At 64.2% G+C, this 24,620-nt stretch carries 39 protein-coding genes and 1 tRNA gene; 19 read left to right on the top strand and 21 right to left on the bottom strand.

Features of this window, described 5'->3' with window-relative positions; genetic code table 11:
- Positions 1-7: 7 nt before the first annotated feature.
- The 3 genes from KK141_RS05785 to KK141_RS05795 are packed head-to-tail and all read left to right on the top strand — an operon-like array spanning position 8 to position 1,265.
- A complete protein-coding gene (locus KK141_RS05785) occupies positions 8-367 on the top strand; it encodes a hypothetical protein (protein WP_214570272.1) in 360 nt (119 codons plus the stop codon).
- 6 nt (positions 368-373) lie between these two features.
- Positions 374-853 carry a hypothetical protein gene (locus KK141_RS05790; RefSeq protein ID WP_214570271.1) on the top strand — a complete coding sequence of 160 codons (480 nt, stop codon included), beginning with the start codon at positions 374-376 and terminating at the stop codon, positions 851-853.
- Positions 854-890: 37 nt separating this feature from the next.
- Positions 891-1,265, top strand: coding sequence for a hypothetical protein (locus tag KK141_RS05795; protein ID WP_214570270.1), 375 nt, complete (start codon positions 891-893; stop codon positions 1,263-1,265).
- Between the two features lie 179 nt (positions 1,266-1,444).
- On the opposite strand, the gene KK141_RS05800 is transcribed toward KK141_RS05795, so the two are convergent.
- A complete protein-coding gene (locus tag KK141_RS05800; protein WP_214570269.1) occupies positions 1,445-1,975 on the bottom strand; it encodes a hypothetical protein in 531 nt (176 codons plus the stop codon).
- A gap of 227 nt (positions 1,976-2,202) precedes the next feature.
- Here KK141_RS05800 and KK141_RS05805 point away from each other — a divergent pair, with 227 nt between their 5' ends.
- The 11 genes from KK141_RS05805 (at position 2,203) to KK141_RS05855 (ending at position 7,190) form a co-directional block, all read left to right on the top strand.
- Entirely contained in the window at positions 2,203-2,364 is a 162-nt protein-coding gene (locus KK141_RS05805; RefSeq protein WP_214570268.1) for a hypothetical protein, read from the top strand.
- Positions 2,361-2,732: an Imm8 family immunity protein gene (locus KK141_RS05810; RefSeq protein ID WP_214570267.1), complete on the top strand. Its 372-nt coding sequence runs from the start codon at positions 2,361-2,363 to the stop codon at positions 2,730-2,732. Before KK141_RS05805 ends, KK141_RS05810 begins: the two co-directional genes overlap by 4 nt.
- Positions 2,733-2,892: 160 nt before the next feature.
- Positions 2,893-3,204 carry a hypothetical protein gene (locus tag KK141_RS05815; RefSeq protein WP_214570266.1) on the top strand — a complete coding sequence of 104 codons (312 nt, stop codon included), beginning with the start codon at positions 2,893-2,895 and terminating at the stop codon, positions 3,202-3,204.
- A 57-nt stretch (positions 3,205-3,261) separates the two neighbouring features.
- Positions 3,262-3,708 (top strand): hypothetical protein, encoded by a 447-nt coding sequence (locus KK141_RS05820; protein ID WP_214570265.1) that lies wholly within the window; start codon positions 3,262-3,264, stop codon positions 3,706-3,708.
- Between the two features lies 1 nt (position 3,709).
- Positions 3,710-4,012 carry a hypothetical protein gene (locus KK141_RS05825; protein ID WP_214570264.1) on the top strand — a complete coding sequence of 101 codons (303 nt, stop codon included), beginning with the start codon at positions 3,710-3,712 and terminating at the stop codon, positions 4,010-4,012.
- Positions 4,009-4,821, top strand: a complete 813-nt coding sequence (locus KK141_RS05830; RefSeq protein WP_214570263.1) for a hypothetical protein — start codon at positions 4,009-4,011, stop codon at positions 4,819-4,821. Before KK141_RS05825 ends, KK141_RS05830 begins: the two co-directional genes overlap by 4 nt.
- A 163-nt stretch (positions 4,822-4,984) precedes the next feature.
- The gene (locus tag KK141_RS05835) at positions 4,985-5,284 is read left to right on the top strand and encodes a hypothetical protein (protein WP_214570262.1); all 300 of its coding nucleotides are present in this window, start codon (positions 4,985-4,987) and stop codon (positions 5,282-5,284) included.
- 33 nt (positions 5,285-5,317) lie between these two features.
- Entirely contained in the window at positions 5,318-5,554 is a 237-nt protein-coding gene (locus KK141_RS05840) for an Imm31 family immunity protein (RefSeq protein ID WP_214570261.1), read from the top strand.
- Positions 5,555-5,669: 115 nt separating this feature from the next.
- Entirely contained in the window at positions 5,670-6,224 is a 555-nt protein-coding gene (locus tag KK141_RS05845) for a hypothetical protein (protein ID WP_214570260.1), read from the top strand.
- A gap of 181 nt (positions 6,225-6,405) precedes the next feature.
- Positions 6,406-6,582: a DUF3606 domain-containing protein gene (locus tag KK141_RS05850; RefSeq protein ID WP_167257515.1), complete on the top strand. Its 177-nt coding sequence runs from the start codon at positions 6,406-6,408 to the stop codon at positions 6,580-6,582.
- A gap of 167 nt (positions 6,583-6,749) precedes the next feature.
- Positions 6,750-7,190: a nuclear transport factor 2 family protein gene (locus KK141_RS05855; RefSeq protein WP_214570259.1), complete on the top strand. Its 441-nt coding sequence runs from the start codon at positions 6,750-6,752 to the stop codon at positions 7,188-7,190.
- A 19-nt stretch (positions 7,191-7,209) separates the two neighbouring features.
- Here KK141_RS05855 and KK141_RS05860 read toward each other — a convergent pair whose 3' ends face one another.
- Positions 7,210-7,422, bottom strand: coding sequence for a hypothetical protein (locus KK141_RS05860; RefSeq protein WP_214570258.1), 213 nt, complete (start codon positions 7,420-7,422; stop codon positions 7,210-7,212).
- A gap of 341 nt (positions 7,423-7,763) precedes the next feature.
- Between KK141_RS05860 and KK141_RS05865 the strand changes: the two genes are divergently transcribed.
- Entirely contained in the window at positions 7,764-8,204 is a 441-nt protein-coding gene (locus tag KK141_RS05865; protein ID WP_214570257.1) for a hypothetical protein, read from the top strand.
- 60 nt (positions 8,205-8,264) lie between these two features.
- On the opposite strand, the gene KK141_RS05870 is transcribed toward KK141_RS05865, so the two are convergent.
- Positions 8,265-9,446, bottom strand: coding sequence for a heparan-alpha-glucosaminide N-acetyltransferase domain-containing protein (locus tag KK141_RS05870; RefSeq protein WP_214570256.1), 1,182 nt, complete (start codon positions 9,444-9,446; stop codon positions 8,265-8,267).
- Between the two features lie 181 nt (positions 9,447-9,627).
- Between KK141_RS05870 and KK141_RS05875 the strand changes: the two genes are divergently transcribed.
- The 3 genes from KK141_RS05875 (at position 9,628) to KK141_RS05885 (ending at position 11,198) form a co-directional block, all read left to right on the top strand.
- On the top strand, positions 9,628-9,822 hold the full coding sequence (locus tag KK141_RS05875; protein WP_214570255.1) for a hypothetical protein: 195 nt from the start codon (positions 9,628-9,630) through the stop codon (positions 9,820-9,822).
- Between the two features lie 162 nt (positions 9,823-9,984).
- Positions 9,985-10,611: a class I SAM-dependent methyltransferase gene (locus tag KK141_RS05880; RefSeq protein ID WP_214570254.1), complete on the top strand. Its 627-nt coding sequence runs from the start codon at positions 9,985-9,987 to the stop codon at positions 10,609-10,611.
- A gap of 263 nt (positions 10,612-10,874) precedes the next feature.
- Positions 10,875-11,198 (top strand): hypothetical protein, encoded by a 324-nt coding sequence (locus KK141_RS05885; RefSeq protein ID WP_214570253.1) that lies wholly within the window; start codon positions 10,875-10,877, stop codon positions 11,196-11,198.
- Between the two features lie 247 nt (positions 11,199-11,445).
- Here KK141_RS05885 and KK141_RS05890 read toward each other — a convergent pair whose 3' ends face one another.
- A complete protein-coding gene (locus KK141_RS05890; RefSeq protein ID WP_214570252.1) occupies positions 11,446-11,670 on the bottom strand; it encodes a hypothetical protein in 225 nt (74 codons plus the stop codon).
- 252 nt (positions 11,671-11,922) lie between these two features.
- On the opposite strand from KK141_RS05890, the gene KK141_RS05895 reads away from it, so the two are divergent.
- On the top strand, positions 11,923-12,243 hold the full coding sequence (locus KK141_RS05895; protein WP_214570251.1) for a hypothetical protein: 321 nt from the start codon (positions 11,923-11,925) through the stop codon (positions 12,241-12,243).
- 202 nt (positions 12,244-12,445) lie between these two features.
- Here the strand turns inward: KK141_RS05895 and KK141_RS05900 are convergent, their stop codons facing one another.
- From KK141_RS05900 to phbB, 17 genes are all read right to left on the bottom strand, one after another.
- Positions 12,446-12,814: a hypothetical protein gene (locus tag KK141_RS05900; protein ID WP_214570250.1), complete on the bottom strand. Its 369-nt coding sequence runs from the start codon at positions 12,812-12,814 to the stop codon at positions 12,446-12,448.
- A gap of 32 nt (positions 12,815-12,846) precedes the next feature.
- Positions 12,847-13,104 (bottom strand): tyrosine-type recombinase/integrase, encoded by a 258-nt coding sequence (locus KK141_RS05905; RefSeq protein WP_345777560.1) that lies wholly within the window; start codon positions 13,102-13,104, stop codon positions 12,847-12,849.
- Between the two features lie 160 nt (positions 13,105-13,264).
- Positions 13,265-13,350 (bottom strand) — tRNA-Leu (locus KK141_RS05910).
- Positions 13,351-13,376: 26 nt separating this feature from the next.
- Complete coding sequence (locus KK141_RS05915; RefSeq protein WP_167257546.1) at positions 13,377-13,961, bottom strand: cysteine dioxygenase family protein; 585 nt, start codon at positions 13,959-13,961, stop codon at positions 13,377-13,379.
- 71 nt (positions 13,962-14,032) lie between these two features.
- The gene (locus KK141_RS05920; protein WP_214570248.1) at positions 14,033-15,136 is read right to left on the bottom strand and encodes a homoserine O-acetyltransferase; all 1,104 of its coding nucleotides are present in this window, start codon (positions 15,134-15,136) and stop codon (positions 14,033-14,035) included.
- A complete protein-coding gene (locus tag KK141_RS05925; protein WP_214570247.1) occupies positions 15,136-16,176 on the bottom strand; it encodes a hypothetical protein in 1,041 nt (346 codons plus the stop codon). The genes KK141_RS05920 and KK141_RS05925 overlap by 1 nt, the downstream gene beginning before the upstream one ends.
- Entirely contained in the window at positions 16,173-16,646 is a 474-nt protein-coding gene (locus tag KK141_RS05930) for a cytochrome c-type biogenesis protein (protein WP_214570246.1), read from the bottom strand. The genes KK141_RS05925 and KK141_RS05930 overlap by 4 nt, the downstream gene beginning before the upstream one ends.
- Entirely contained in the window at positions 16,643-17,185 is a 543-nt protein-coding gene (locus KK141_RS05935; protein ID WP_214570245.1) for a DsbE family thiol:disulfide interchange protein, read from the bottom strand. The genes KK141_RS05930 and KK141_RS05935 overlap by 4 nt, the downstream gene beginning before the upstream one ends.
- Entirely contained in the window at positions 17,182-19,152 is a 1,971-nt protein-coding gene (locus KK141_RS05940) for a heme lyase CcmF/NrfE family subunit (RefSeq protein WP_214570244.1), read from the bottom strand. Before KK141_RS05940 ends, KK141_RS05935 begins: the two co-directional genes overlap by 4 nt.
- Positions 19,149-19,616, bottom strand: a complete 468-nt coding sequence (gene ccmE / locus KK141_RS05945) for a cytochrome c maturation protein CcmE (RefSeq protein ID WP_214570243.1) — start codon at positions 19,614-19,616, stop codon at positions 19,149-19,151. The genes KK141_RS05940 and ccmE overlap by 4 nt, the downstream gene beginning before the upstream one ends.
- Positions 19,617-19,650: 34 nt before the next feature.
- Positions 19,651-19,839, bottom strand: a complete 189-nt coding sequence (ccmD, locus tag KK141_RS05950) for a heme exporter protein CcmD (RefSeq protein ID WP_167257553.1) — start codon at positions 19,837-19,839, stop codon at positions 19,651-19,653.
- Complete coding sequence (locus tag KK141_RS05955; protein WP_214570242.1) at positions 19,836-20,594, bottom strand: heme ABC transporter permease; 759 nt, start codon at positions 20,592-20,594, stop codon at positions 19,836-19,838. Before KK141_RS05955 ends, ccmD begins: the two co-directional genes overlap by 4 nt.
- A gap of 3 nt (positions 20,595-20,597) precedes the next feature.
- Positions 20,598-21,284, bottom strand: coding sequence for a heme exporter protein CcmB (ccmB, locus tag KK141_RS05960; RefSeq protein WP_214570241.1), 687 nt, complete (start codon positions 21,282-21,284; stop codon positions 20,598-20,600).
- The gene (ccmA, locus tag KK141_RS05965; RefSeq protein ID WP_214570240.1) at positions 21,281-21,916 is read right to left on the bottom strand and encodes a cytochrome c biogenesis heme-transporting ATPase CcmA; all 636 of its coding nucleotides are present in this window, start codon (positions 21,914-21,916) and stop codon (positions 21,281-21,283) included. The genes ccmB and ccmA overlap by 4 nt, the downstream gene beginning before the upstream one ends.
- Positions 21,913-22,356, bottom strand: a complete 444-nt coding sequence (locus KK141_RS05970) for a DUF3293 domain-containing protein (protein ID WP_214570239.1) — start codon at positions 22,354-22,356, stop codon at positions 21,913-21,915. The genes ccmA and KK141_RS05970 overlap by 4 nt, the downstream gene beginning before the upstream one ends.
- Positions 22,349-23,761: an NAD(P)/FAD-dependent oxidoreductase gene (locus KK141_RS05975; protein ID WP_214570238.1), complete on the bottom strand. Its 1,413-nt coding sequence runs from the start codon at positions 23,759-23,761 to the stop codon at positions 22,349-22,351. The genes KK141_RS05970 and KK141_RS05975 overlap by 8 nt, the downstream gene beginning before the upstream one ends.
- Positions 23,762-23,847: 86 nt before the next feature.
- Positions 23,848-24,591 carry an acetoacetyl-CoA reductase gene (gene phbB / locus KK141_RS05980; RefSeq protein ID WP_214570237.1) on the bottom strand — a complete coding sequence of 248 codons (744 nt, stop codon included), beginning with the start codon at positions 24,589-24,591 and terminating at the stop codon, positions 23,848-23,850.
- Positions 24,592-24,620 lie beyond the last annotated feature (29 nt).

The raw sequence follows: 24,620 nt of genomic DNA on the forward strand, positions 1-24,620 counted from the left end.
GGTGCGCATGAAATATCAAAAAGTACTTAATCGGGCGATGTTCTTCGTGTGGCTGATCGTTGGTGCATGGATGGCCTTCTATCAGCTGATGGGCGGACAGCATGTGCCTGCCTTCCTGGTGGTCGGCGCAAGCGTTTTACTTGCGATCGGTCATTGGAAAGAGAGGCGGTGGGCTGCGCAAGCCAGTACATTCTTGTTGCTGATGTTCAATGTGTTCGCCGTATTTCTGTGTTTCCCCCCCTTTGAGGCAGGCGGTACAACCAGCTTTACTACGAGCATGCTTCGGTTCGCCGGCATTTCCATACTTTGCATCGGCGCGTCCATCGGCCTTTACCTTATTCAAAGAAGGCCAGGTCAACGGAAGTGAGAGTCCATGCCAGAGACGTTGCTTAGGTCCTCATTGCTCCCGTTCTTTATGGCATTCGACGGCTTCGGGGCCGAGTTGATGCGGCCATGGAAGCTCTTGTCTCTGCTATTGGGCCTGGTTCTTCTTACGGCTGGCGCGCGCTGGTACCGATTCGATGATTGGGATATCGGCATCAGTTTGATCATGGGAGTGAGCACCTATCTTCTTGCGTCGCCTAGCATCCGTCTCCTGCTTTCAGCCCGGTATGGTGATTCGAAGTCGAGGATCGCGGCCATCGTCGCCGCGCTGTTAGCTGGGTATCTGGTCGCTGACGGGGAGTACGTTCTCTACAACACACTCATGCAGCATAGGATGGCTCGATGGGAGAACTTCATGGTTTCGTTCCCCACCTTCTTCTTGATGGGGTTCATTTGGCTCTACAAGGGGACAGTCTTGGACTTCCTCGAAGAGATACGGCGGGCCTTGGCGGGGCCGCGACGCAGTTAGGGGCGACTCGCGTTCGATTCGATCTGATAGGAATGCCATGACTTGGTTCGCTGCAAGCTTGATCGTCGGCATCAAGCGCATCGGCGTAACTCACGGACCGAGCGTGGCTTATGAGAACGTTGTTCTGATAGAGGCAGGTACCGCCGCCGAGGCGCTGCATAAGGCACGGGATCACGGCGACGCGTATGTTTCTGTCGATGACGGCCTCACCTTGAATGGCGAGCCGGCCATTCGGGTATTTGCCGGGATTCGAAAGCTCACCATCGTCAGCAATCCCTATCCTTTGGATCTAGATCAGGGCAGGCCCACGAGCGGAACCGAAGTCACGTATTCATTGTTCGAGCTTGAGAGTGACGACGCGTTGGCCTTGTTGGCCGCCGGCGAGGAAGTTTCGTTGCGCTATATCGAATAGCCGGACACGTTCCCAACTCATTGCGCGCATGAGAGCCGGGGGCTCTCCGCTAGCCCGCCAGCCGCGCACAGGGACCAGCCATTCTGCGCGTAACGTACTAGCGTCGTCGCAGTGAGGGATGAAGAAAACTCGCCCTCAAATAGGATGCATCCGGTCGCAAGGCGGACGCATTCGGCGACCTACTCTGCGTAGTCAGGCGCCGCCGGACACGCATGCTGAGTGACCTCAAGCCGCACGATGTCATTGCGCGCAAAGAAGTTGTCGCGGACATAACCGACCCGGACTCTTGAATCCGCATGGACAATGCCACCTCCGGGTTCGGTCGCATGATAGCCAAGCCGAACTTCATCCGGCCCGTAATCGAACAGGTGTCCGGCAACGGACCATTGCTCCCTGCCGGAATCGGACTCGCTCGATGAGGCAAGTCCCGGATGGAACAGATCGAGGCAGCCCTCGACGCGGGCAAAGTCTCCACTCAGAACCCGTGCCTTTACCGCGCCGACATGACGGATCTCGTGTAGCAGCGCCCAGCAGGCGCCCACCGTGATGGCCAGGGAAACCAGAAGGTAGAACCAGGCGCCTTTTCGTCCGAGATGGGCCAGATACAGCGTGAAGCCCACCATGCTCAGGGCGATCATCGCGAAGGCGATAAAGAAGAGATAGGCCGGACTGATCAGGCCGGGGTTTTGAGTTAGATCGAAAACGTCCACAAACACATCCTCTGTGTGTCGACACACCATGGCCTGGCCGGGGAAATCCGCGGTGCTTCCGAATCAGCCCAGCTCGGCCTGTCGCCCCTCTCGCGGACGCCATCTTACCTGCACATTAAGCCGCACCTGGCCATCGCCCTGGGCGAGTTGGCTTCGCGAAGCTTGATGCTTCAATGAAGCATCGGCGATCATCAAGCATGGACATATCGACGTTATGGATTGATCCCGTGGACGCGACACTGGTGTGCACCCCATCCTTCGGCGCCGGCGGCGAGATCGAATTCCATTCAGCGGATCTCGATCTTCTTCAAGAGATCCAGCGCTCGCACCCGGCCTTCAAGGGCGCCCTCTTCGTCATCGAAGACGGCAAGTTCGCGGGTGTTGCATGACCCGGCGGCGCCTGATCCTGCGAGAGATGTCATCGGCAATGACCGATCCACTCGACCAATGGCGTCCCCGAACGCTTGAGGAAACCTACACCACGCTCGATCTCGACATCGCGATGAGCGACGGAGAACAGGGCAGCAATCTCTTCTACGTGAAAATGGCGACACCCGAGGCCCTGCGTCGCCGGGGCAGTGGTTTCCTGATCACCGGGCACCGTGTGCTGGTGGTCGACAAGTTCGACTACAAGCTGCTCAGACGCGCGATCGAAGACATCCTCGAAGAATGCACGCGGGACACCTGGGAAGAATCGTGTGCGGTGTTGCAGCGGTATTTCGCCTGGGAGTATGAGGATTACGTGCACCAAGGTTGATGCGGCGCTGGCCGCGGCCGGCGTCAGATCTAACTCAGTCCAAATGCTGTGAACTACGTAGTTTGGCGCCCGTCAGCTGATCGAAGTCAGCTAGACTCGGGCCCGAAATCATCGCCTTTTCTGCCTCGAGCTGATCGAGATCACAAGACAGGAGTCATGCATGAACGTGAAAAGCATAGGTTGTCTGGCCATCGCTGCCGGCGCCCTGTTCGCCGCAAGTGTCGGACAGGCCGCTAACGCATCCAAGTGCAAGTTTGGCGAAGCCGAGAGGGACAAGGTCGTCGAGGGCATGAGTTACGACCAGGCGGTGAAAATCCTGGGCTGCACGGAAAAGCGGACCGGGTCGGGCGAGGATGCGTTCTACGAATGGAAGTCGACGGTTCCAAGGAATCCCAACGACGATCCCCGGACCTATCCAGGCATCTCAGCCGGCGTCAAGGACGGGAAGCTTTTTATGGTCACTGCTTATTGAGATTGCGGCTGACTGAGAGCGCCGAGGCGACTTGATGAGCCAGCCAGGGGAAGTGGCATGAAACTGAGCGCGGATATCGTTGCTGGCCAGTCGCTCGGTGGAATCACTCTGCGGACATCCGTCGACGCGGTCATTGCCAGCCTTGGAGATGGCCGGGCGCTCGACCTTTGCAACGGAGTCGTGTCCATCGATGGCGGGACCATCCTCATCGGTTACGGCGAAGATAGATTGATCTATTCGGTGATGTGCGATCGCCGATTCAAGGGCAATTATCTGGGCAAGCTATGGCCCGGTATGACGGTTCGGGACGTCCTGGAAAACTCCGCCACGCAGACGGCGTGGGGCGGTGCGGTGGTGGTGGACGGAATCGATGGCATTGGATTGCCGTTGCCGAGCGGATGGGATGATTTCGACCAGCTCACCGACCATCTTCAGATGGAGCATGTCTTCGAGCATCTGTCGGTTTTTCTTCTGAGTGCGCCAGCGGTCGTTACGGATCGCTGATATGGAGCTTGCCACGGGGTTTCAATCCCACATGGATGACACCATCAATGAAACCTCTTCTCAAACCGGATGGCACCCCGCCAATGCATCGGCGGCTTACGTTTTTCTGGAAGAGGATGGTGACGTCTATCATCTGCCGATGGGGCAGGCGCCGGAGAGTGAGCGGATCCTCGGCTCAGGTCTTTGGAGCGAGGATTTGGAAGGGTACGGCTATCTCACCAGCCTCACGCAGATCGGAGGTTCGCTCTACGCAATGCGGCGGCGGCACGAACGATCACATCACGCGAAAAGAGCATGCACATGATGCGCAAATGGATAGTTGGCCTGATGGCCGTAGGGTCGCTGATCTTCAGTGCGTGCAGTGGGGCAGCCGACGCGCCGACACTGTTCGACAAGCCTTTGCGCGAACAGCACCTCACGCTGCCTCCCGGTCCCGATGATTCCAGTCAGGAGGGGCAGCCCAAGCTCTCTTGCTGGTACTACCCAGGCCTCATGGTCAAGGAATTGGGCCTGGACGGGATCAAGGGGGCGGCCCAGCTTTCCATGGTGAGCACCTCGACAAGCGGGGCGGAGCCAGCCTGCCGAAGGGAGAATATCGACGGTGAGCACGTTGTCGATATGCGGGATTGGAGCGGTCATTTCCGTGGCGTGCGTCAGGGCTATGTATTTTTTGGCGGAGATGACGGCGTCAATGGTGGCGACGGTTTTGCCGTATACGACAGCTCGAATACAAAGGTATTCGCCGACGTCGCCGATGCTCTTTCGTCGATTGAGCCCATGCTGCCCCGCCGCGATCCGCAGCTACGCCCCTGGTATTACAGCCCGCTGCTGCTGAATTATCGAAAGGTCTACGTCGCCCCTTGCTCGATGCGCAGCGAACCCGCCCGCTGCTGGGCGCTGGTCAAGCGCGCCACCGGACTGGCCCAGTCGACGGCGCCGGATTGCGAGACCGCCTATAAGGCCGAAGAGAAGACAACGCCTCCGGATGGATTGGACAGCCTGCGAAAGGATCCCAGCGTGATCGTCTATGCGGTGGAAGCGGTGATCGATGGCCAAGGCGTCGCCCGCCTGACGCCTAAGTCCCCTGTTCTGAAGTGTTATCCGGCACCGTAGCCTTTCAGCAACCAAAGAGGGGGCTGCAACGGATGGCCGATCGAGCTTCGAAGACGTGCCGCCCTTCGTGCTGCACGCCGGCGAGGACGTCAATTTCTGCATCTATGTGTAGTGACAAGCCGGTCGAAGGATTCGGAGAGAGCTGCTGATGACGCGCGCAAGAATGATCGATCTCCAGGATGCACTTGAGCGTGCAGGCTGGTCGATATCCGGATATCCCGTTGAGACAGATCTCTACTTTGTGGAGGACGAAAAGATTACCTGGAAGTTGCTGAGTGCAAACCATGCCCAAAGCATCGATCTCGTGTTCTTCCTTTTCGACCATCTTGGAAGGCGCACGGAACGTTTGGCGGATATTTCTCGCGCAGATGCGATGCAAAAGCAGTCCAGTCTCTATTTCAGCAAGGCCAACTCTCCCGAATGGAAATCCGATCTGAAAAGTTTCATACGGAGTTTGTATTGACCAGATAGGGCGGAGGGCGACCCCAAAGTGACCATGGAACTATTCAGCATCGTCAGGGTGAATTCGAGGGCGCCTCAGAACGGCGTGATCGATGGAAAGTGCGGCGTCATTCTGGGCATTTCGCCAACGGCCGAAGGCAACTGGTACGCCGTCTCCGTCGACAATCAATCGTGGATGGTCTTCGAGAACGAGCTTCAGGATACGGGCTCGAAAGCTTCGCCTGACGATATCTATTCCCATCGCACTCACGTTCCAGGAGGCCAGCTCTGAGTGCTGCTGGTGACTGCTAAGCGCCGCCGGCCGGCCCGACCCTAGGGTATGCCCCAGTGTGTCCTCCGATGCACAGCCGCTAGGGTGGAATCTCCGTCATCAGGAGATGTCCGCCATGGTCGGTTCCGTATCCGGTTCGAGCGGCTCGAACGCCGCCAGCGATGCCGCCAACGCCGCGAATCAGGCGGCGAACGCGCAGCAGGACGAGTGCACCGACGTGATCGAGCACCGCCCCTGCACCGCGGCCGAGAAAGACGTGCTCGAAGGCCTGGGGGATGCCGCTGGCGAGGCCGATATCGCCGCTGAAGCCGCCAAGCGGGCCAAGTCCGAACCCGATGCCTGTGCCGCGGAAGCGGCAGCGGCGCAGGCGCAGCGCGCGGCCGCTGCCTCGCAGGTCGCCGCGGGCCGGGCCGCGGCGGCGGCGGCGAGAGAGCCGACGGTAAGCAACCGGCAGGCGGCCGGTTACGCGGCCGATTGCGCCAGGGAGGCCGCCGGCTACGCCGCCGACGCAGCAGCCTCGGTCAAGGCCGGCAACACTCAGAAGGGAACCATCGGCTGCGTCTCGCAGGCGCCGGCGAATCCCACGCCGACCTTGTCGGCCAGCATGATCGGCCAGCTCGATGCGATGTCGGTGAATCCGTATGGAGCGGGGATTACGCCGTCTACGTAAGTCACTCCGTAGCGATCGATAGCCGCTGCAGCGGCGACATGTCTTCGATCGAGCCGCCGGCATGCATTTTCGGATTTGCACTAAAGACACGGGCAGGGCCGGCGGCGAACACTCCGCCTGGCCCTAGGCGCGCGATATCGCATCGCCGCGCCGCTAGGGCCACCCACGATCGGAGAAGCCCATGTCTGACGATCTGAGCAAGCGCGGCCCGCAGGATGCGGCCAGGGTGAACGTGCATGAGGATTGGGAAGTGCGCTATTGGTGCAAGGCGTTCAGCTGCACCGAGCAGGAGTTGAAAGCGGCGGTGAAGGCGGTCGGCGTATCGGCGGCCGCGGTGCGCAAGCACTTCGGCAAATAGGTCACCGCATCCCGCCCGGCCGATCGGAAAGCCCGGCTTCGCGCCGGGCTTTTTCCTTGGCGGCAACGGAAGCCCGCCGCGATCGACTAAGCTCGGCGGCGGGCGCGGCAGGGGAAGGCGGCGCCAAGGTGTCCTCTCACTCTGAACTTCCGCTCGGGAGCTATCCGATGGTGATCCTAAGAACCGCCTGCCTGGTCCTGCTGCTGGCCTCCATGCCCGCCATCGCCAAGGATTCCACCGATCTTCACGCCCAGCTGAAAGCGCAGGCCGACGCCTGGGATACGGCCATCGTCAAGAAAGACCGGCAGGCTATCGCAAGGAATATGTCCGAGACGTTCTTCCAGATCGGCAGCGACGGCGCCACGGCCGACAAGGCGCAGTTCCTGCAGAACCTCACTTCGCCGGACCTGGTGATCGAGCCGTACACCGTCGAGGACTTCACCATCCGCATTTACGGCAACACCGCCCTGCTCAACGGCAGCACCGATATGCACGGCACCTACCAGGGCAAGCCGTTCCGCTCGCACTACCGGTACACCGACACTTATGTGAAAGAGGGAGCGGTCTGGCGCGTGGTCAACGTGCAGACCACGCGTATCGCGGAATGACGCAGGCGGGCGCCGGCGTTCAGGCGCCGGCTTCGCCGTTGTCGGGCAAGGCGGCCCGCAGATAACGCACCAGCTTCATCGCCGACTTCTGCGCCTGGCGCAGGGACTCGGCGGCTTCGTGCTGCTCCGGCAGCAGGGGCAGGGCGGCGTCCAGGTGCATGGCCACGCCGATGGCCAGGGCCAGGTTTCTCAGCTCGCTCTGGGTGGGGCGCCCGTTGATTGCCGGGTGCATGGCCATTTCCTCCGGGTGCGGCGAATTCTGGAGGTGGGGACTGAGCACGTTCTTAGGAAAAGTCTGGTTCCGCAAAAGGTTTTTGCCTCCCGTCGCCAAGTCTCGCTTTGATCTTGCGCCTCAATCCAATGGGCAGTCGCCCGGCAAGGCCTTGCGCGATAACGGCCTGGCTACGATAGGAGCAATCAGCGAAGGCTCTTGCTGCGCTTTCGGTAGTTCTGCAAGATTCACAAAGTCCGGCCGATATCACGGCCCGGAAGCGTCGGAGACGGGGGCAGGTTCACTTCTCGAAGGGAAGGGACGGCTGCCCTTGAAGCAGGAAAGCACTTACAGGGGGATTTATGAAACTACGAATGATGCTGCTGGCAGCAGGCTTGCTGCTGTCCGGCGTGGCGCAGGCCGGCCCGTATACCGACAAACTGTCGCAATGCCTGGTCGGCAAGAGCACGATGGATGACCACGTGGTGATCGTGCAGTGGATGTTCGCGGCGATGTCGCGGCACCCGTCGGTGGCGCCCATGGGTTCGGTGTCCGAGGACCAGGTCGACAAGGCCAATGCCCGCATGGCGCAGCTGTTCAGCCGCCTGCTGACCGAGACCTGCAAGGACGAGGCGAAGGCCGCGCTGAAGAACGAGGGCGACATGGCCATGCAGCAGGGCTTCCAGGCGCTGGGGCAGGTGGCGGGGCGCGAGCTGTTTCTCAATCAGGACGTCGAGAAGAGCCTGACGGGCATGACGAAGTACATCGACGTGAAGAAGGTGGCGGAGTTGCGGAATCCCTGAGTTCCGGCGGATTCGCGACGGCCTGCAAAAAGCCCGCATCTTTGCGGGCTTTTTTATGGGTCACAGATAACTGAGCCACCACCAGCGATGGCGCTGCCGCACACCCGCAAACCATTTGCACAGTGGATAAAGCGACACCACGACCAGCACCCAGACCAGATAAACCACCGGTAATCCGAAATCCCAGCCGGGCGGCGCGGTAAACGGAAAATGCGCGATATCCGGCGACTGGAACATATTCGCCACCGTTCCGTAGCGCATCCAGCACGCTACGACCGCGAGCGCGTGGATCAGATAGAAATGCACGATGTAGAAGAACAGCGGCACCCGGCCGATGGTGTGCGCCGGGCGAAGCAAGGCGGGCACCCCGCGTTCGAACAGGCATAGAAGCAGCAGGGCCGGGCCCAGCGTCATCATCAGGAACAGCAGGGACGGCGGGTACTTGTTGGTATCGACAAACGACATCAGCGTGAACAGCGGTGTCTTCTGCGCGCTCCAGGGCAGCGGGTCGCCGTAGACGTTCCACCAGCGCAGCGCGACGAAACCCACGATCAGTGCGATCCCCAGCCAAAGCAGCAGCGAACGTCGGGCGCGGTCCGGCCATTCGTAGATCGCGCCTAATACATAACCCATCGCTGTTACGCCGATCCACGGCACCAGCACATAAGCGGCGAAGATCAGCCGGTCGCTGGTAGCGAACAAGGGCCCAGGTTGATGGAGGAAATGCCATAGCGGCGCCCACGCGCCGAACTGCGCGGCGTCTACGTTATCCAGCGCATTATGTCCCGCGATCAGCACCAGGCCGAATGCGGCGATAAACCATCGCGGCAACCAGATCAGTCCCGCCAGCACGATCATCGCCCAGCCCAGCGCCCACAGCACCACCAGCAGGGTCACGTGGTAATCGACGTTGAACTGCAGCGCGAAGCGCATGACCACAGCATCGAGAAACAGCAGCCAAAGCCCGCGGGTAAGCAGGAAGCGAGCAAGTGCGGGTTTAGACATGCGCCGCAGGGTGAGCGCGGCGCTGGTGCCCGCCAGCAGGAAGAACACCGGTGCGCAGATATGCGTGATCCAGCGGGTGAAGAACAGGGCGGGCGTGGTGGTGTCGAGATTGGTCGGCTGCGCGGTGAGGCTGCCGAAGAAATCGTGCGAGTGGTCCAGCGCCATGATCACGATAATGACGCCGCGCAGGAGGTCGATGGACGCGATACGACTGCGATGAAGCGAGCCTTCGGACATGCCGTTTTCCCCCTGTCTGCGCTGAACTTCGCGGGTAGATGCCCCAATCTGACCACGCCATCATCGCCAAGATTGCACGATCACGCCCTTTGATCTAGCTTCGCCACTTAGCCCACGGGACCGCAGCGCTCCCTGGGCTGGAGGAGCCTCACGCAGCGCTGCTCATCAAGAGGGGACACCAATGAAAAGGATCTTGGGTGCCTTGGCGCTGGCCGCCATCGTGTTTGCCGTGCAGGCGGGCGATGTCGCCCCGGCAGGTGGTGGGATACACCAGCCTTATGCGAATGCGCCGGTTTGTCCGGAAGGGTGGACGGCGGTGCGGGTGAAAGAGAATGGGGTATGGACCTGGATTTGCGTGCCGGGTCCCGGCGGCTGATGGTCGATCAGGTTCTGAATAAAAAAGCCCCCTCGAAAGAGGGGGCTTTCTGTTTGCGGCGCGTATGAACATTTCTGTGCCTCCAAGGCCGACACTTAAAATTCGTGAGAGAAGCTGATGAGCCTCTCCTCTGCCGCGTTCTCTTAATCATGGGAGCTAAGGATGAGTACCGACCGGGATACCGTGAGGTCTTATGACATGGCCGCGGCGGAGTACGCTGCCGAGGCCGCGGCCATGCCCCCATGGGTCGCTATCGAAATCGATGCGTTTGTGACCGCGCTGGGTGGCTCCGGAAGAGTGCTGGAGATCGGAAGCGGCGGCGGACGCGATGCGCTTGCGCTTGAGCTGAGGGGAATCAACGTCCGTCGCACCGATGTTTCGAACGGTTTCGTCGAACTGCTTCGCCGCAATGGTTTTGAGGCCGACCCGTTGGATCCATTGACCGACGACCTGGCCGACCCCCAGCGTCCCGATTCGCCCTATGACGGCATCTGGGCCTGCGCCTGCCTGATTCATGTGGCGCGCGAGGATTTCGCCACGGTGCTTCGACGGCTTGCAGGCGCAACCCGAACCGGCGGTCCACTACACGTTTCAGTCAGAGATGGCGATGGCGAGAGTGTGTCCGCACATGGCAGCACTGCATCATCGCGGCGTTATGTCGAGACGTACTGGCGCGAGTCCGACTTGCGGTCCGCGATCGCAGGCGCCGGTTGGATAGTTGGCGAGGTACGTCGTTGCATGGGCAGGCCCGATGATTGGTGGCTGAGTGTTCGGGCGAGTCGGGCGTGATGTGCAATTGCCTGGTGGTTGCCTCCTCGCACTTTGTGGAGAAGAAGGTGTTGCAGTTCAATACGGGGCAACTTCGCCATCAGTAGCTGGGTCTGGTGGATGCTTATGTCATGTGCAAGTTCTTGTCATCGCACGGCACCTGACGATTCGTTCAAGCCGGCGCTGCTTGATAGGTTTCTATGCTGCTTTCGACGTCTCGTTATCTGAGTTAACTGGATGACCTTCGCAGCAAGGTGACGGCTGTTTCAATTGAGGATTTGTAGATGATCGCTCAATGGCTTGGACTTCCGGATAGGCGCAGCGAATGGGTGTTCTCACTAGCCATTCTCTGCATCGCCGCCTGCCTTATCGCAGCGGCGATAGGACCGCCCTCAAGGCGCATCGATCTGCTGTTCGTGGCCAGTCTTACCGGCTGGCTCGGGGCGCACCTGTTGAACAGGTCGTGGCGTGGCCTGGCGAAGACGCTTCCTGAGCTCTACGAGGAGCGGCTTCGCAGCGGAGTGCGGATGTCCTTCGCGGCAAAGCTGCTCAGCCTGCTTTGCATTGGCCTAGGCGTAATCGCCTTTGTCACGCTGTACGGCGGATAGATCAATTTGCTTCGAACCGAAGGGCGACCGAGAGGCCGCCCTTTTTTGTTTCAGGGGCCAGCATTACTGCTTGTGAGTACCGTCAGAGTGTGCGGCTTCCCTGGGTAGCGGATGGCACACGATAAGCAAAAAAAACCGCTATTAAGCGGGTTTCGAGAGATTCATAGGCCCCGGCGGCAGCGCCTGCCGTGGACATCTCAGAAGTTGTGATGCGCCATGTCATTCTCCGGCGATGTGCGCTTGTTAATCAGTGCCCGTGCTTGCCGTAGCGATTGCTCGTGCGGGTATTGCGGTAACTGCCGCCGCGATGGGATGAACCGGAGCCGCCGGAGTAGTGACCGCCATGGCTGGTGGTGTGATGGGAGCCGGAGTAGTGCACCGACGATCCGCTGCTATGGCTACCACCCCTGGCATTGGCAGCAAAGGAAAGAGTCAACAAGCAGCCCGCCAGCAAGATGCTGAGTTTGCGCATGAGTTGTTTCCCTGTGATGGCCGGGCCATTGCAGCCAGACAGCTCTGATCCTATGCCTGAAATGGTTGGACGGGGTAGTGCCAATTAGCCGAAGCTGGCTATAGGATTTCCCCCTGCAAAGGGACTGAGCGGGAACGTATGAATTGGGTTGTCAGGGTTTCGGCCTTAATAGCACTACTATTAGTCGTGCCCATGGCGAACGCCACAAGTTGTGGCGATGTGGCTATTGGAAAGCATCGATGGTCAAAATTTATGACTATCGATGAAGAAATCTCCCTGGAAAGATCTGCGGGTTTCTCGTCAGCGGCCAGAATGCAAGCGGATATTCTCTATCGGACGCTGCAATCGAGAGGCGCTACGTCCTCGGGCGCTGACGGCATCGCTCGCAAGAAGTACGAAGACACCTTTGCTCCTGCGAAAGCGAATGCGGAAAAGGCCTTTCAAGACCTTGTGAGCAAATACGGTAGCCCCACCGCGGCGATTGTGGCGACCTGCCACTACGGAGGCATGGATATCTTCGACTACTTCAGGCACCTCTATGATCGGACTCTTCGTGGAGATGCGACCTCATAGGCACCGGCTCCGCGCCCGAGGCTGATGCATGTTCGGCCGATCGATCGCTTGGCTAGATCTTATGCGCAGATGTGTCCGCGGTAGTGATGATCCTTAGATGTCTGCTATAGGTCTGCCATGGCAGGCGGTAGATCTCTTGGCAGGGTCACCATAGGAGGAGTCTGGCGTTCTAGCAGGCGAGTGGTGTGCAGCCCGTAGCAGCTCAATCCGATTGCTGGGTTGAGGTCGCATCCTCCGGATGTTTCAGCTCATAGATCAAGTTGCGGGTAGCACGGTATACCTGATCCAGGGGCCTGCGCTGGCAATACCGGTCCATCCAGACGAGCATGCCTTCCCGGGACACTTTCGTATCTCCGTCGTTGCTATAGAGGTCGGCTGCCGTCATGAAGCCGTTGACCCATGCCTCCATTTCCAGGGCATTGGGATCATTCGGGATCTTCCGATGTCCCACCCATACGCCGCAGTCCTCCTCTCCAACGCCGCGGACAGGAATGGTTCGATACCCCGCGGACATCGAGGGAGTGGCGGCCAAGAGCAAGATAGCCGCAGCAGCGATTGCTCTGAACTTCATAGTTCTCTCTATGCTGGACGGGTGAATAACTATTAGCGGTTCTCCCGCTTAACTGCCACTACCTTGCTGCCGGCTCTTAAGCCAGCCAGGTAGTCAGTCCAAGCCTGCATCATCCGCTTGCGCTTATCGAGATACTGGGCCGCGTGAGTGTAAGCCCCGCGGACGTTGTTGGACTTCGCGTGAGCTAGCTGGCGCTCGATGGCGTCGGCATTCCAGCCCATCTCATTGAACCTGGTGGCCGCCATGCTGCGGAAGCCGTGGCCGGCTATCTCATCATTGGCATATCCCATTCCAGCGCCTAGGGCTGAGCAGCCTGGATATCCCCAAAGGTGGCGAGATTCCGGGAGACGCCCTTGGACACGGCTGGACAACAGGCATAAAAAAACCCGCATATTTGCGGGCTTTTCTTGAGTTTCCTGGACTCTGTCGGACGTCCCTTGGACATCCTCTTGGTACCGGTGAGAGGACTCGAACCTCCACTCTGTCGCCAGAAGCGGATTTTGAGTCCGCCGCGTCTACCATTCCGCCACACCGGCATTGCAAGCGGGTAATTATGCCGGCTTCAGTGGACCGGGTCGAGACCCAGCTGGCGGTCGGTGCGCTCGTAGCACTGGGTGGCGCCGACCACGGGCTTGAAGATGGCGCAGTGGGTCATGGGGCCGGAGTAGATGTGCAGGCTCACGGCGACGGCGTCGTCGCTGGGGTTGCGGATGGTGTGGTACTCGTGCGGCGGGATCAGGCTGCCGGCGGAGCCGGGGCCGGCCTGGATCGAGCCGACGGGCTGGAAGCGCCACTGGTCGTTCTCGCCGGCCAGGCGCTCGTATTGCACCACTTCCAGGGCGCCGCTCCAGACGCCTTCCACGCACCACATGCCGCAATGGTCGTGGATGGGGGTGCCCTGGCCGGGGCCCCAGGTCATGGCGACCACGCAGTAGTCGTGGTCTTCGCTGCGGTAGAGCTCACGGCGGGCGTAGCGGCCTTCGATGGTTTCGAAGACGCAGTCGGGCAGCTTCACTTCCTGGCCGCGGATCAGCTGGCACAGGCTGTTGCGCAGGCTGTCGGTGATCTCGTGCGTGCTGGGCTTGCTGACGGCAGTGTCGATGGCGTCGATGAGCTTGCGACAGCCGGGGAATTCCACGGTAAGCATGTGATTCTCGGGAAAGGCGTTGCGACAGGGCCGATCTTACCAGCCCCGGGGCGGGGCGGCGTCCGGGGCGTTCAGAGACGGCCCAGGAAGCCCCCGATGGCCCGGCTGTAGTTCTCGATATCGACCAGGAAGGCGTCGTGGCCCTGGGGCGAGTCCAGCGCCACGAATTCCACCTCGGCGCCGGCCGCCTCGAGCCCTTCGGCGATCTGCTCCTGCTGCTCCAGCGGGAACAGGATGTCGGTGCTGACGCCGATCACCAGGGCCTGCTTCACGCGGATGTGCTTGAGGCCGGCCTGGATGCTGCCTTCGCCGTATTCGGAGATATCGAACCAGTCGCTGGCGCGCGACAGGTACAGGTAGCTGTTGGGGTCGAAGGTGCGCACGAAGCGCTGTGCATGGCCTTCCAGGTACGACTCCACCTGGAATTCGAAGCCGAAGGGGTCGTCGTCGCGCTGCTCCGCGTCCAGGCGGATGCGCGCGAAGCGGCCGTTCCATTCCATCGCCGAGCGGTAGGTGATCACGCCCAGCTTGCGCGCGATGCTCATGCCCGTTTCCGGGAAATGCGCGTCGTCGTAATGGCCGTTGTTCCACTGCGGATCGAGCCGGATCGCCTCGCGCTGCAGCGAGCGGATGGCGATGGCGAACGGCTGCGCCTGCGGCGCGGTGTCCACGCTGATATGCGTGCGCACGCTGCCGGGGTGCAGCAGCATGTAGGCCAGCGCGCTCATGCCGCCCATCGAGCAGCCGACCAGGCAGGCGAGCTGCTCGATGCCCAGCGACGTCACCGCGCCGTGCGCGGCGTTCGCCACGTCTTCCAGCGCCAGCTCGGGGAAACTCAGGCGATACGGTTCGCCCGTGGCCGGATCGATCGACGCCGGGCAGGTCGAGCCCTTGTCGCTGCCCAGCGAATTCACGCAGATCACGAACCAGCGATCCGTGTCGATCGCCTTGCCCGGCCCGATCATCGCCTCCCACCAGCCCGGCGAAGGATCGGTCTCGTTCGCCGCCGCATGCGCGCTAGGCGACAGGCCGGTGAGGATCAGCAGGGCATTGTCGCGCGCCGCGCTCAGCGTGCCCCAGGTCTCGAAGGCCACGCGCGCGCCATGCAGCTCGCCGCCGCGCTTCATGCGGAAGGGGGAGGGAAGACTGAAATACTGCCGCGCGTCCTGGCTCATCAGTGAACCTTGTCGATTTCGATCTTGATCGGCGCCTTGCTGGCCACCTCGACCACGCCGGCGTCGCCTTCCAGGTCGCCGGTCTGCGCGATGGCCTGGCCGCTGCGGCTGATGCGCGCGCCCACGAACACGCGCGCGGCGGAGGACAGCTTCAGCTGCGGCGTCATGCCCATCGCATCGGTGAGCGTCACCGTGGCGGGCAGGGCGGCGGCGTCCAGCCGGGCCACGGCCAGCGGCATCGGCGGGCCTTGTTCGGCGCGGGCGTAGACGAACAGCGTCTCGCCCACTTTCACCTGATCCTTCAGCGCGGGCGCCAGCGTGACCTGCACTTGCAGCGCGGGGCCATCCGCCGCCACCGGCATTCCCTGCGGCGCCGGCGGGTTGCCCGCGCGCGTATCGGCCACGGCGATCTGTTCGGCCACGGCCTTCGCCACGGTGGAGCCGGGTTCCAGCATCGGCTGCAGCTTGCGCCACGTGGTTGCGGCTTCCGCATAGCGGTCGTGCTGGAACTGGCTGATGCCGAGCAGCCACAGGCCGCGCTGGTTGTCCGGTTCCAGCTGCACGGCGCGTTCGAGCAGTTCGAGTGAACGGCCTTCGATGCGGTGGTCTTCGCGCGCGATCGAATCCGACTCGGCCCAGCCCACCATCGCGGCGGTGTTGTCCGCCTGCAGGTTCAGCACGTGGTCGTAGGCATCGCGCGCTTCGGCGGATTTGCGCATGGTCGCGTAGGTCTGCGCCAGCAGCAGCCAGCCCTGGGCATCTTTCGGCTCGGCTTGCAGATGCGTCTGCAGTTCGGCCACGGCCTGCTCGATCGACATCGCCTCGGGCTGTTTCTGCACACCGTTCAGCGCCAGCGGCGTACCGATCAGCAGATACAGGCCCACGGCGCCCAGCGGCAGCGCGAAGGCCACCAGCAGGGACAGCACGAAGACGCCGCGCGGGCGGCCCTGGCGGCGGCCCTGGCGGATCAGCGGCACCAGCAGCAGGGCGAGCGCCACGGCGATCATTGCCGCGGCGGCCAGGTAGAAAACGGGCTTCACCAATCGTCCCCTTCGTCGGTCGGGCTGCGGTCGTTCGCGCCGGTGCTGGCGGTGGCGGGCGCCTGCGCGCGGCTGCGCCGGCGGATGGTCACCACCACCACCGCAGCGCCGGCCAGCAGGATGGCCAGGGGGCCGAACCACAGCAGCAGCGTGCTGCCCTGCACCGGCGGGTCGTACAGCACGAAGTCGGAATAGCGGTCGACCAGGTACTGCTTGATCTCGGAGTCGCTCTTGCCCTGGCGCATCAGGTCGAACACCTGGTGGCGCAGGTCGCGCGCCAGGTCGGCGTTGGAGTCGGCGAGGTTTTCGTTCTGGCAGACCAGGCAGCGCAGTTCGCGCGTGAGGTGCTGGAAGCGGGTTTCCTCGGCGTGGTCCTTGAACGGCAGCGGGTCGATCGCCTGCGCGCTCAGCACGCCGCAGCAAAGCGCGAAGGCCAGTGCGAAGACCACACGGCGGAGCGCGGCGCTCATGGCGCTTCCTTGCGCAGCGCGGCGATCGCGGGCTTCAGTTCGCGCTCGATTACCTCGGGCGTCAGCGGCCCGATGCGCTTGTAGCGGATCACGCCCTTGGCATCGACCAGGAAGGTTTCCGGTGCGCCGTACACGCCGAAGTCGATGGCGGTGCGGCCTTCGCGGTCGGCGATGACCAGCCCGTAGGGATTGCCGTGGCGCGCCAGCCAGGCCTTGGCCTCGTCCGGCTCGTCCTTGTAGTTGTAGCCCACCAGCGGCACGCCGATGCGCTGGCCTTCGCTCATCAGCACCGGGTGCTCCTCGCCGCAGGCGACGCACCAGCTGGCGAACACGTTGATGAGGTAAGGCTTGCCGAGCATGGCCTCGCGCGTCACCGTCTGCGCGGGGTCGTCCAGCTTCGGCAGCGCATACGCCGGCGCGGGCTTGTTGATCAGCGGCGAGGGCACTTCGCGCTGGTCGTGGCGCGTGTTCCACCAGATGCCGAAACCGAACAGCGCCACCAGCAGCAGGAAACCGAAGAACGGAACCAGCCGGCTCATGCGTGCGACTCCTGCACCGGCGCGGCGAGCTTCGCCTCAGCCTCGCGGCGCAGGCGGAAGCGCTTGTCCGCCGCGCTGAAGAAACCGCCCAGCATCATCAGCAGGCCGCCGGCCCAGATCCAGCGCACGAACGGCTTGTGATACAGGCGCAGCGCCCAGGCGCCTTCGGGGTCGTTGCGGTCCATCGGCTCGCCCAGCGCCACGTACAGGTCGCGCGTGACGCCCGCATCGATCGCCGATTCGGTCTGCACCTGGCCGCGCGTATAGGTGCGCTTCTGCGGATGCATCACCGCGATCTCGCGGCCGTTGCGCATGACGGTGACCGTGCCCTGATCGCCCTGCCAGTTCGGGCCGTCGGCGACGTGCACGCCGTCGAAGCGGAAGTCGTAGCCGCCGATGGTCTGCATCTGGCCCGGCGCCATGCGCACGTCGCGCTCCACGCTCAACGCTTCGGTCAGCAGCACGCCGGCGAGGAACACGCCCACGCCGAAATGCGCCAGCAGCATGCCGGCCATCTCCGCCGGATAGCGGCGGCCCGCCGGCATCTCGCGCCAGCGCTTGATCACGTACAGCAGGGTGCCGACGCAGCACCACACGGCAGCGGCGGTGCCGGCGATGGCCTTGAGTTCCCAGCCGGTGGCGAAGGCCGCGGCGATGGCGCAGGCCACGGCAGCGAGACCTGCGCGCACGGCCACGTTCTTCAGCGGCGGCAGGCCGCCCTTGTCACCCCAGCGCAGATACGGGCCGAACGGCAGCAGCAGCACGATCGGGATCATCAGCAGGGTGAACAGGAAACCGAAGTAGGGCGGGCCCACCGAAATCTTGCCCAGGTTCAGCGCATCGCCCAGCAGCGGGAACAGCGTGCCCAGCAGCACCATCGCCGCGGCCACGGTCAGCATCAGGTTGCCGATCAGGATGGCGGTTTCGCGCGACACCACGCCAAAAGGTTTTCCGCCGGCCACCTTCGGCGCACGCAGCGCGTACAGCAGCAGCGAGCCGCCGACGACCACGGCGAGGAAGCACAGGATGAACAGGCCGCGCTTCGGGTCGGACGCAAACGCATGCACCGACGTAAGCACGCCGGAGCGCACCAGGAAGGTGCCCAGCAGCGACAGCGAGAAGGCGAAGATCGACAGCAGGATGGTCCACGCGCGCAGTGCGCCGCGCTTCTCGGTCACCGCCTGCGCATGGATCAGCGCCGCGCCGACCAGCCACGGCATGAAGCTGGCGTTCTCCACCGGATCCCAGAACCACCAGCCGCCCCAGCCCAGTTCCGCATAGGCCCACCAGCTGCCCGCCACGATGCCCGCGGAAAGAAAGCCCCAGGCCACGTTCGTCCACGGCCGCGCCCAGCGCACCCAGGCCTGTTCCAGTTCGCCGCCGAGCAGGGCGGCGATGGAGAACGCGAACGCCACCGAGAAGCCCACGTAGCCCATGTACAGCACGGGTGGATGGAAGGTCATGCCCGGATCCTGCAGCACCGGATTCAGGTCGCCGCCATCCGGCGGCATCGGCAGCAGGCGCTCGAACGGGTTGGAGGTGAAGACGATGAAGGCGAGGAAGCCCACCGCGACCAGGCCGAGCACGCCGAGCACGCGCGCCACGAAGACGTCCGGCAGCTTGCGGCTGAACGCGGCCAGCGCCACCGTCCACAGGTTGAGGATGAAGATCCACAGCAGCAGCGAACCTTCGTGCGCGCCCCACACCGCGGCCAGCCGGTAATACCAGGGCAGGGCGAGGTTGGAGTTGTCGGCGACGTAGCGCACCGAGAAATCGAAATGCAGGAAGGCCCAGCTCAGCACGCCGAAGGCCATCGCCACGAACACCGCCTGGCCGGCCGCGGCGGGACGCGCCACCGCCATCAGCGCGCCGTTGCCGCGCCAGGCGCCGAGCAGCGGCAGCACGCCCTGCGCCAGCGCCAGCAGCAAAGCGAGAATCAGCGCCAGTTGCCCCAGTTCCGGCGTCATCGCGGCTTGTCCTGCGCGGCGGCTTCGTTGATGGGTTTGCCCTGGTGCGCCTTGGCCATGGCGTCCTTCAGTTCCTTCGGCATATAGGTCTCGTCGTGCTTGGCCAGCACTTCGGTGGCGATGAAGCGCGCGTTGTCCATATGGCCGGTGGCGATCACCGACTGATTGTCGCGGAACAGATCCGGAAGGATGCCGTTGTATTCCACCGGCATCGCGCCGGTGGCGTCGATCACCGTGAAGGTGACCTTGAGCGAATCGTTGGCGCGCTGGATCGAGCCGGCCTTCACCATGCCGCCCAGGCGGAAGTTCTTGTACTGGCCGGCCTCGCCGGACTGCACCTGGCTGGGGGTGAACAGGTAGTTCATGTTCTGCTGCAGGGCGAACACCGTGAGGCCGATGGCCACGACGGCGGCGGCGAGAACCAGGAGCACGATGGTGAGTCGGCGTTTGCGGGTGGGGTTCATGGAATAGCTCTGCGTCGCCCAATCAGCGTAAGTGTCAGGACGACGGCGTGGGGTTGCGTTGCTGGCGCGCGCCCTGGCGCGCCAGGCGGGCGCGCAGTTCGCGCAGCTGGCGGCGCCGGCGGATGCCCGGCGCCAGGAAATCGGCGATCAAGACGATGAAGAACACCGCATACGCCGGCCACACGTAGGCGGCATAGCCGCCCATGGCGAAGAACTGGCTCATGGGCCCGCCTCCGCTTCGGCGATCTGCTTGACCCAGTCCTTGCCGCTTTCCAGCGCCAGCAGGTCGGCGCGCACGCGGCCGAACAGGCTGGCGATGTAATAGAACTTGGTGGCGGCCATCATGGTGAGCAGCGGCCACAGCATGTCGCCGCTCATCTTCGACGGACCGAGGATGCGCACGGTGGAACCCTGGTGCAGCGTGTTCCACCAGTTCACCGAGAAATGCACGATCGGCACGTTGACGATGCCGATCAGGGCCAGGAAGGCCGCGGCGCGCGCGCCCTGCCGGCGATCCTCGAAGGCGTGGTACAGGCCGATCACGCCCAGGTACAGGAACAGCAGCACCAGCTCGGAAGTCAGGCGCGCGTCCCAGGTCCACCAGGTGCCCCACATCGGCTTGCCCCACAGCGAGCCGGTGACCAGGGTGACGAAAGTGAAGGCCGCGCCGATCGGCGCCGATTCCATCGCCACCACTTCGGCCAGCTTGATCCGCCACACCAGGGCGATGAACGAGGCCAGCGCCATCACGCCGTAGATGAAGAGGCTCATCCAGGCACTGGGCACGTGGATGAAGATGATGCGGTAGGCGTCGCCCTGCTGGTAATCGGCCGGCGCCAGCACCAGGCCGCCGTACAGCGCGGCTATGCCCAGCAGCAGCGCCAGCGCGAGCGCCCACGGCCGCAGGGTGCCGGCGAAGCGGTAGAAGATCGGCGGCGAGCCGAGCTTGTGCAGCCACAGCGGAATCCAGTTGGCCATGTGTCAGGCATCCAGGGCGATACGTAGGGCGGCGGCGCAGGCCAGCGGCGCGAGCACCAGGGCCATGGCCAGCGCGGCGCCCAGCCAGGCGACGGGAGCGAGCCAGGGCAACCCCTGTTGAGCCGCGGAAACCGCGCCGGCGGCGAAGATGACCACCGGCACGCAAAGCGGCAGCAGCATCAGCGCCAGGAGCATACCAGAGCGTCGTGTGCCGGCCGTCAGCGCCACCAGGATGGCGCCGAGCAGGCTGAGCAGCGGCGTGGCCAGCAGCAGCGCCAGCAGCAGCACGGACATCGCCGCGCCCGGCAGGTGCAGCATGCCGGCCAGCAGCGGGGCGATCACGATCAGCGGCAGGGCGGTGGTGATCCAGTGCGCCAGGATCTTCATGCCCAGCATCAGCGCCAGCGGCTGCGGCGCCAGCACCAGCTGTTCCAGCGAGCCGTCTTCGATATCGCCGCGGAACATCGCATCCAGCGCCAGCAGCATGGCCAGCAGCACGGTGACCAGCACCACGCCGCCGGCGATCCGCTGCAACAGCGCTTCTTCCGGGCCCAGCGCGAACGGGAACAGGGTGGCGACGATCAGCGCGTACAGCACCGGCATGGCGATGTCGCCGCGCCGGCGCCAGGCCAGCACCAGGTCGCGGCGCAGCACGGCGGAGCAGGCGGCGGCGAGCGGCGGGCGGCTCATGCGTGCATCCGGATGCGGCGCGGTTCGCCGCCGAGGAAGCTCACCGCGCCATGGCTGGTGACCAGGGCCGCGCCGCCGCGCGCGGCGTGCTGCGCGAGCAGGCCGTTGACCAGCTCGATGCCGCTGCGGTCGAGGTTGGCGTAGGGCTCGTCGAGCAGCCACAGCGTGGCCGGCAACAGCAGCAGGCGCACCAGCGCGGCGCGTTTCTTCTGGCCGGCGGAGAGGCGGCGCACGGGTTCGTCCTCGTAGCCGGCCAGGCCGATCTGGCGCAGCGCGTCGGCGGGAGCCAGCCCGTCGCGGCGGCCGTACAGGCCGGCGGCCACGGCCAGGTTCTCGCGCGGGCTGAGGTCGCCCTTCAGGCCCAGGTGGTGGCCGAGGAACAGGATGTCGCCCAGGTGCGCGTCGCCCTGCCAGGCTTCGCCGCGCCACAGCAGCTGGCCTTCGTCCACGTGCAGCAGGCCGGCCAGGATGCGCAGCAAGGTGGTCTTGCCGCTGCCGTTGTCGCCTTCGACCAAGGCGATCTCGCCGGCGCCGACGCTGAAGTCCAGCGGGCCGAACACGGGTTCGTCCTGGCGATAGAAGGCGAGCGCCCTCGCTTCCAGGAGCGCGGGCCGGGCGGGCGGGGCGGTCATCCGGGTGATTGTCCAAAAACGTCGATAAGGTTGTCCATGCGGCGCAACAGCGCTGGAGCGCGTGCATCCGGGGCGTGCACGTAGGCGTGCTGGCCGAAGCGCCGGGCCAGCGTGTCCAGCGCCGCGACGCCGGGGCCGATGACGAACAGGCTGGCTTCGCGCCAGCCCGCTTCGATGCCGACGCCGGCCTGGATTTCCACCATGCCGGGCAGTTCGCGCAACGCGGCAAGCAGCTCGTGCTGCGCCTGGCGGTTCTGCTGGCGGGGCAGCGGCGACGAGGCGGGATTCCACGCCGTGAGAAACCCCCACGGCCGCTCCCCCGTCAGCGTGGCCAGCGCCGCCGGCAGCGGCGCGCCGACCCGGATCGAGGTCCAGCCGCCGCGCGCGAGCCGCACCCGGTAATCGGTGGCGAGGTAGGCGGCGAGCAGCCGCTCATCCATGCCGCAGGCTGGGCAGGGGCGGCAGGGTGGCTTGCAGGGCGGTGACGGCGGCGTCGAGGTCGACGCTGCGCGGGTCGCTGGAACCGCGCAGCAATTGCTGCAGCAACTGGTCCTGCGCGCGGCCGCGGTCGTAGGCGTAGGCGTACGGCAGGTGGGTGAAGGTGACCATGCGGTAGCGCGCCATGAAATGCTGCGGCGCGCGTTCGGCCAGCAGCACGCCGAGCTCGCGCTTGGCCAAGTAATGCGGGTCGGCCACCGAGTCGCGCATCTCGATGTAGTTCTCCAGCGCCATCGCGGCGATCGCGTTGGCATTGGGCTGGCGCACGCGCTGGAATTGCGCGAAGGCGCCAGCCACGTCGTGCGGCGCTTCGGCCAGCAGGGCGGCGAGCGTCACGGTGTCTTCGAAGCCGCAGTTCATGCCCTGGCCGTGGAACGGCACGATGGCGTGCGCGGCGTCGCCGATCAGCAGGGCGCGGCCGTCGATATGCCAGCGGTCCAGGTACAGCGTGGACAGCGTGCCGACCGGGTGGCTGCCGTAGTCCTCGGCGAAGTCGGGGATCAAGGGCAGCAGGTCGGGGAAGTCGTCGCGGAAGAACGCTGCCGCGGCGCCGGCATCCGCCACCGTGGCGAAGCTCGGATGCGCGCCCTGCGCCGGCAGAAACAAGGTGACGGTGAAGCTGCCTTCGGTATTGGGCAGGGCGATGCACATATAGCCGCCGCGCGGCCAGATATGCAGCGCATGCGGTTCCAGCGCGAACTGGTCGTGGCCGCCGCTGTCGCCGAGCAGGCTGGCCGGCAGCTGGCCGGCGGGCGGAATCTCCAGTTCCTTGTAGGCATGGCCCAGCGGTTCGACGCGCTCGCCCAGCGGGCTGTAGGCATGCATCGCGGCGCGCAGCGCGGAGCCGGCGCCGTCGGCGCCGATCAGCACGCCGGCGTCGATGCTGCGCTCGTTGCCTTGTTCGTCGGCCACGCGCACGCGCCGCGCATCGAAATCCGCCGCCACCAGCGACTGCCCGAAATGGAAGCGCACGCCGGCGGCTTCGGCCGCATCCAGCAGCAGCATGTTCAGCGCGCCGCGCGAGACCGACCAGATCACCTCGCTGTCGTCCACGCCGTAGCGCTGCAGGCCGGAGCGGCCGTCGCGGGTGTGCACCATGCGGCCGCGCATCATCACGGCGCGTGCCAGCACGTCGTCGGCCAGGCCCGCGGTGCGCAGCGCCTGCAGGCCGCGTTCGGCCAGGGCCAGGTTGATCGAGCGGCCGCCGACGAAACCGGCGCGGCGCGGATCGGGGCGTTTTTCGTAGACGTCGACCGGAAAGCCGCGGCGGGCCAGCTGCTGGGCGAGCAGGGCGCCCACCAGGCCGCCGCCGATAAGAGTGATGGAAGGCTGCTGCGTCGACGCCATGGGCTGTTCCGTCGGTCGGATCGCGGGACTTTATCAGGGGCAGGCGGCTGCCGGCTTCAGAAGGGCCGGCTTCAAAGCGGCCAGCTTCAGAAGCTCATGAAGTAGCCGCCGTTGACCGGCAGGTTGGCGCCGGTGATGTAGCCGGCGTCGTCCGCGGCGAGGAAGCACACCGCGCGGGCGATGTCGCCGGGCGAGCCGAGCCGGCCCACCGGGATGTCCTCGACGATCTGCGCGCGGATCTCGGCCGGCACCTTGGCCACCAGCGGCGTATCGCAATAACCCGGCGACACCGTATTGACGGTGACGCCCTTGCGCGCCGTCTCGCGCGCCAGCGCCATGCCGAAGCCATGCACGCCGGCCTTGGCCGCGGCGTAGTTGGTCTGGCCGAACTGGCCGGTCTGGCCGTTGACGGAACTGAGGTTGACGATGCGGCCGAAGCCGCGCGCGCTCATGCCTTCGACTACGTTGCGGCACATGTTGAAGACGCCGTCGAGGTTCACCCGCATCAGCTCGTGCCATTGCTGCGGATCCATCTTGCGCAGCGTGGTGTCGCGGGTGATGCCGGCGGCGTTGACCAGCACGTCCACGCTGCCGTGGGCGGCTTCGACGCGCTGGATCAGCTCGTTGCAGCTGGCGAAGTCGCTGACGTCCACCGGCTCGAAGCGGATGGCGCCGTCGAGCTCGGCCAGTTCGGCCTGGAAGGCTTCCACGCGTTCGGCGCGGGTGGGCAGGTCGGCGGCGATCACCAGGCGGCCGGCCAGGGCCAGCTGGCGGCAGATTTCGGTGCCCAGGCCGCCGATGCCGCCTGTAACGATGGCGATACGAGTCATGTGGCGCTCACTCGATCATGCCGCACGGC

This window comes from Dyella sp. LX-66 (assembly GCF_018599165.1).
Lineage (GTDB): Bacteria > Pseudomonadota > Gammaproteobacteria > Xanthomonadales > Rhodanobacteraceae > Dyella_D > Dyella_D marensis.

Bases quoted from the DNA above. Each gene is read 5' to 3' on its own strand.
- KK141_RS05795 (WP_214570270.1), top strand. From the start codon at position 891: ATGACTTGGTTCGCTGCAAGCTTGATCGTCGGCATCAAGCGCATCGGC.
- KK141_RS05890 (WP_214570252.1), bottom strand. From the start codon at position 11,670: ATGCGCAAACTCAGCATCTTGCTGGCGGGCTGCTTGTTGACTCTTTCC.
- ccmB (WP_214570241.1), bottom strand. From the start codon at position 21,284: ATGAGCCGCCCGCCGCTCGCCGCCGCCTGCTCCGCCGTGCTGCGCCGC.
- KK141_RS05970 (WP_214570239.1), bottom strand. From the start codon at position 22,356: ATGGATGAGCGGCTGCTCGCCGCCTACCTCGCCACCGATTACCGGGTG.
- KK141_RS05905 (WP_345777560.1), bottom strand. From the start codon at position 13,104: ATGGGATATGCCAATGATGAGATAGCCGGCCACGGCTTCCGCAGCATG.
- ccmE (WP_214570243.1), bottom strand. From the start codon at position 19,616: ATGAACCCCACCCGCAAACGCCGACTCACCATCGTGCTCCTGGTTCTC.
- KK141_RS05815 (WP_214570266.1), top strand. From the start codon at position 2,893: ATGAACGTGAAAAGCATAGGTTGTCTGGCCATCGCTGCCGGCGCCCTG.
- KK141_RS05825 (WP_214570264.1), top strand. From the start codon at position 3,710: ATGGAGCTTGCCACGGGGTTTCAATCCCACATGGATGACACCATCAAT.
- KK141_RS05895 (WP_214570251.1), top strand. From the start codon at position 11,923: ATGACTATCGATGAAGAAATCTCCCTGGAAAGATCTGCGGGTTTCTCG.
- KK141_RS05935 (WP_214570245.1), bottom strand. From the start codon at position 17,185: ATGAGCCGGCTGGTTCCGTTCTTCGGTTTCCTGCTGCTGGTGGCGCTG.
- KK141_RS05920 (WP_214570248.1), bottom strand. From the start codon at position 15,136: ATGAGCCAGGACGCGCGGCAGTATTTCAGTCTTCCCTCCCCCTTCCGC.
- KK141_RS05820 (WP_214570265.1), top strand. From the start codon at position 3,262: ATGAAACTGAGCGCGGATATCGTTGCTGGCCAGTCGCTCGGTGGAATC.
- KK141_RS05955 (WP_214570242.1), bottom strand. From the start codon at position 20,594: ATGGCCAACTGGATTCCGCTGTGGCTGCACAAGCTCGGCTCGCCGCCG.
- KK141_RS05940 (WP_214570244.1), bottom strand. From the start codon at position 19,152: ATGACGCCGGAACTGGGGCAACTGGCGCTGATTCTCGCTTTGCTGCTG.
- ccmD (WP_167257553.1), bottom strand. From the start codon at position 19,839: ATGAGCCAGTTCTTCGCCATGGGCGGCTATGCCGCCTACGTGTGGCCG.
- ccmA (WP_214570240.1), bottom strand. From the start codon at position 21,916: ATGACCGCCCCGCCCGCCCGGCCCGCGCTCCTGGAAGCGAGGGCGCTC.
- KK141_RS05810 (WP_214570267.1), top strand. From the start codon at position 2,361: ATGACCCGGCGGCGCCTGATCCTGCGAGAGATGTCATCGGCAATGACC.
- KK141_RS05790 (WP_214570271.1), top strand. From the start codon at position 374: ATGCCAGAGACGTTGCTTAGGTCCTCATTGCTCCCGTTCTTTATGGCA.
- KK141_RS05915 (WP_167257546.1), bottom strand. From the start codon at position 13,961: ATGCTTACCGTGGAATTCCCCGGCTGTCGCAAGCTCATCGACGCCATC.
- KK141_RS05865 (WP_214570257.1), top strand. From the start codon at position 7,764: ATGAAACTACGAATGATGCTGCTGGCAGCAGGCTTGCTGCTGTCCGGC.
- KK141_RS05900 (WP_214570250.1), bottom strand. From the start codon at position 12,814: ATGAAGTTCAGAGCAATCGCTGCTGCGGCTATCTTGCTCTTGGCCGCC.
- KK141_RS05880 (WP_214570254.1), top strand. From the start codon at position 9,985: ATGAGTACCGACCGGGATACCGTGAGGTCTTATGACATGGCCGCGGCG.
- KK141_RS05885 (WP_214570253.1), top strand. From the start codon at position 10,875: ATGATCGCTCAATGGCTTGGACTTCCGGATAGGCGCAGCGAATGGGTG.
- KK141_RS05785 (WP_214570272.1), top strand. From the start codon at position 8: ATGAAATATCAAAAAGTACTTAATCGGGCGATGTTCTTCGTGTGGCTG.
- phbB (WP_214570237.1), bottom strand. From the start codon at position 24,591: ATGACTCGTATCGCCATCGTTACAGGCGGCATCGGCGGCCTGGGCACC.
- KK141_RS05875 (WP_214570255.1), top strand. From the start codon at position 9,628: ATGAAAAGGATCTTGGGTGCCTTGGCGCTGGCCGCCATCGTGTTTGCC.
- KK141_RS05835 (WP_214570262.1), top strand. From the start codon at position 4,985: ATGATCGATCTCCAGGATGCACTTGAGCGTGCAGGCTGGTCGATATCC.
- KK141_RS05830 (WP_214570263.1), top strand. From the start codon at position 4,009: ATGATGCGCAAATGGATAGTTGGCCTGATGGCCGTAGGGTCGCTGATC.
- KK141_RS05975 (WP_214570238.1), bottom strand. From the start codon at position 23,761: ATGGCGTCGACGCAGCAGCCTTCCATCACTCTTATCGGCGGCGGCCTG.
- KK141_RS05845 (WP_214570260.1), top strand. From the start codon at position 5,670: ATGGTCGGTTCCGTATCCGGTTCGAGCGGCTCGAACGCCGCCAGCGAT.
- KK141_RS05870 (WP_214570256.1), bottom strand. From the start codon at position 9,446: ATGTCCGAAGGCTCGCTTCATCGCAGTCGTATCGCGTCCATCGACCTC.
- KK141_RS05855 (WP_214570259.1), top strand. From the start codon at position 6,750: ATGGTGATCCTAAGAACCGCCTGCCTGGTCCTGCTGCTGGCCTCCATG.
- KK141_RS05850 (WP_167257515.1), top strand. From the start codon at position 6,406: ATGTCTGACGATCTGAGCAAGCGCGGCCCGCAGGATGCGGCCAGGGTG.
- KK141_RS05930 (WP_214570246.1), bottom strand. From the start codon at position 16,646: ATGAGCGCCGCGCTCCGCCGTGTGGTCTTCGCACTGGCCTTCGCGCTT.
- KK141_RS05860 (WP_214570258.1), bottom strand. From the start codon at position 7,422: ATGCACCCGGCAATCAACGGGCGCCCCACCCAGAGCGAGCTGAGAAAC.
- KK141_RS05840 (WP_214570261.1), top strand. From the start codon at position 5,318: ATGGAACTATTCAGCATCGTCAGGGTGAATTCGAGGGCGCCTCAGAAC.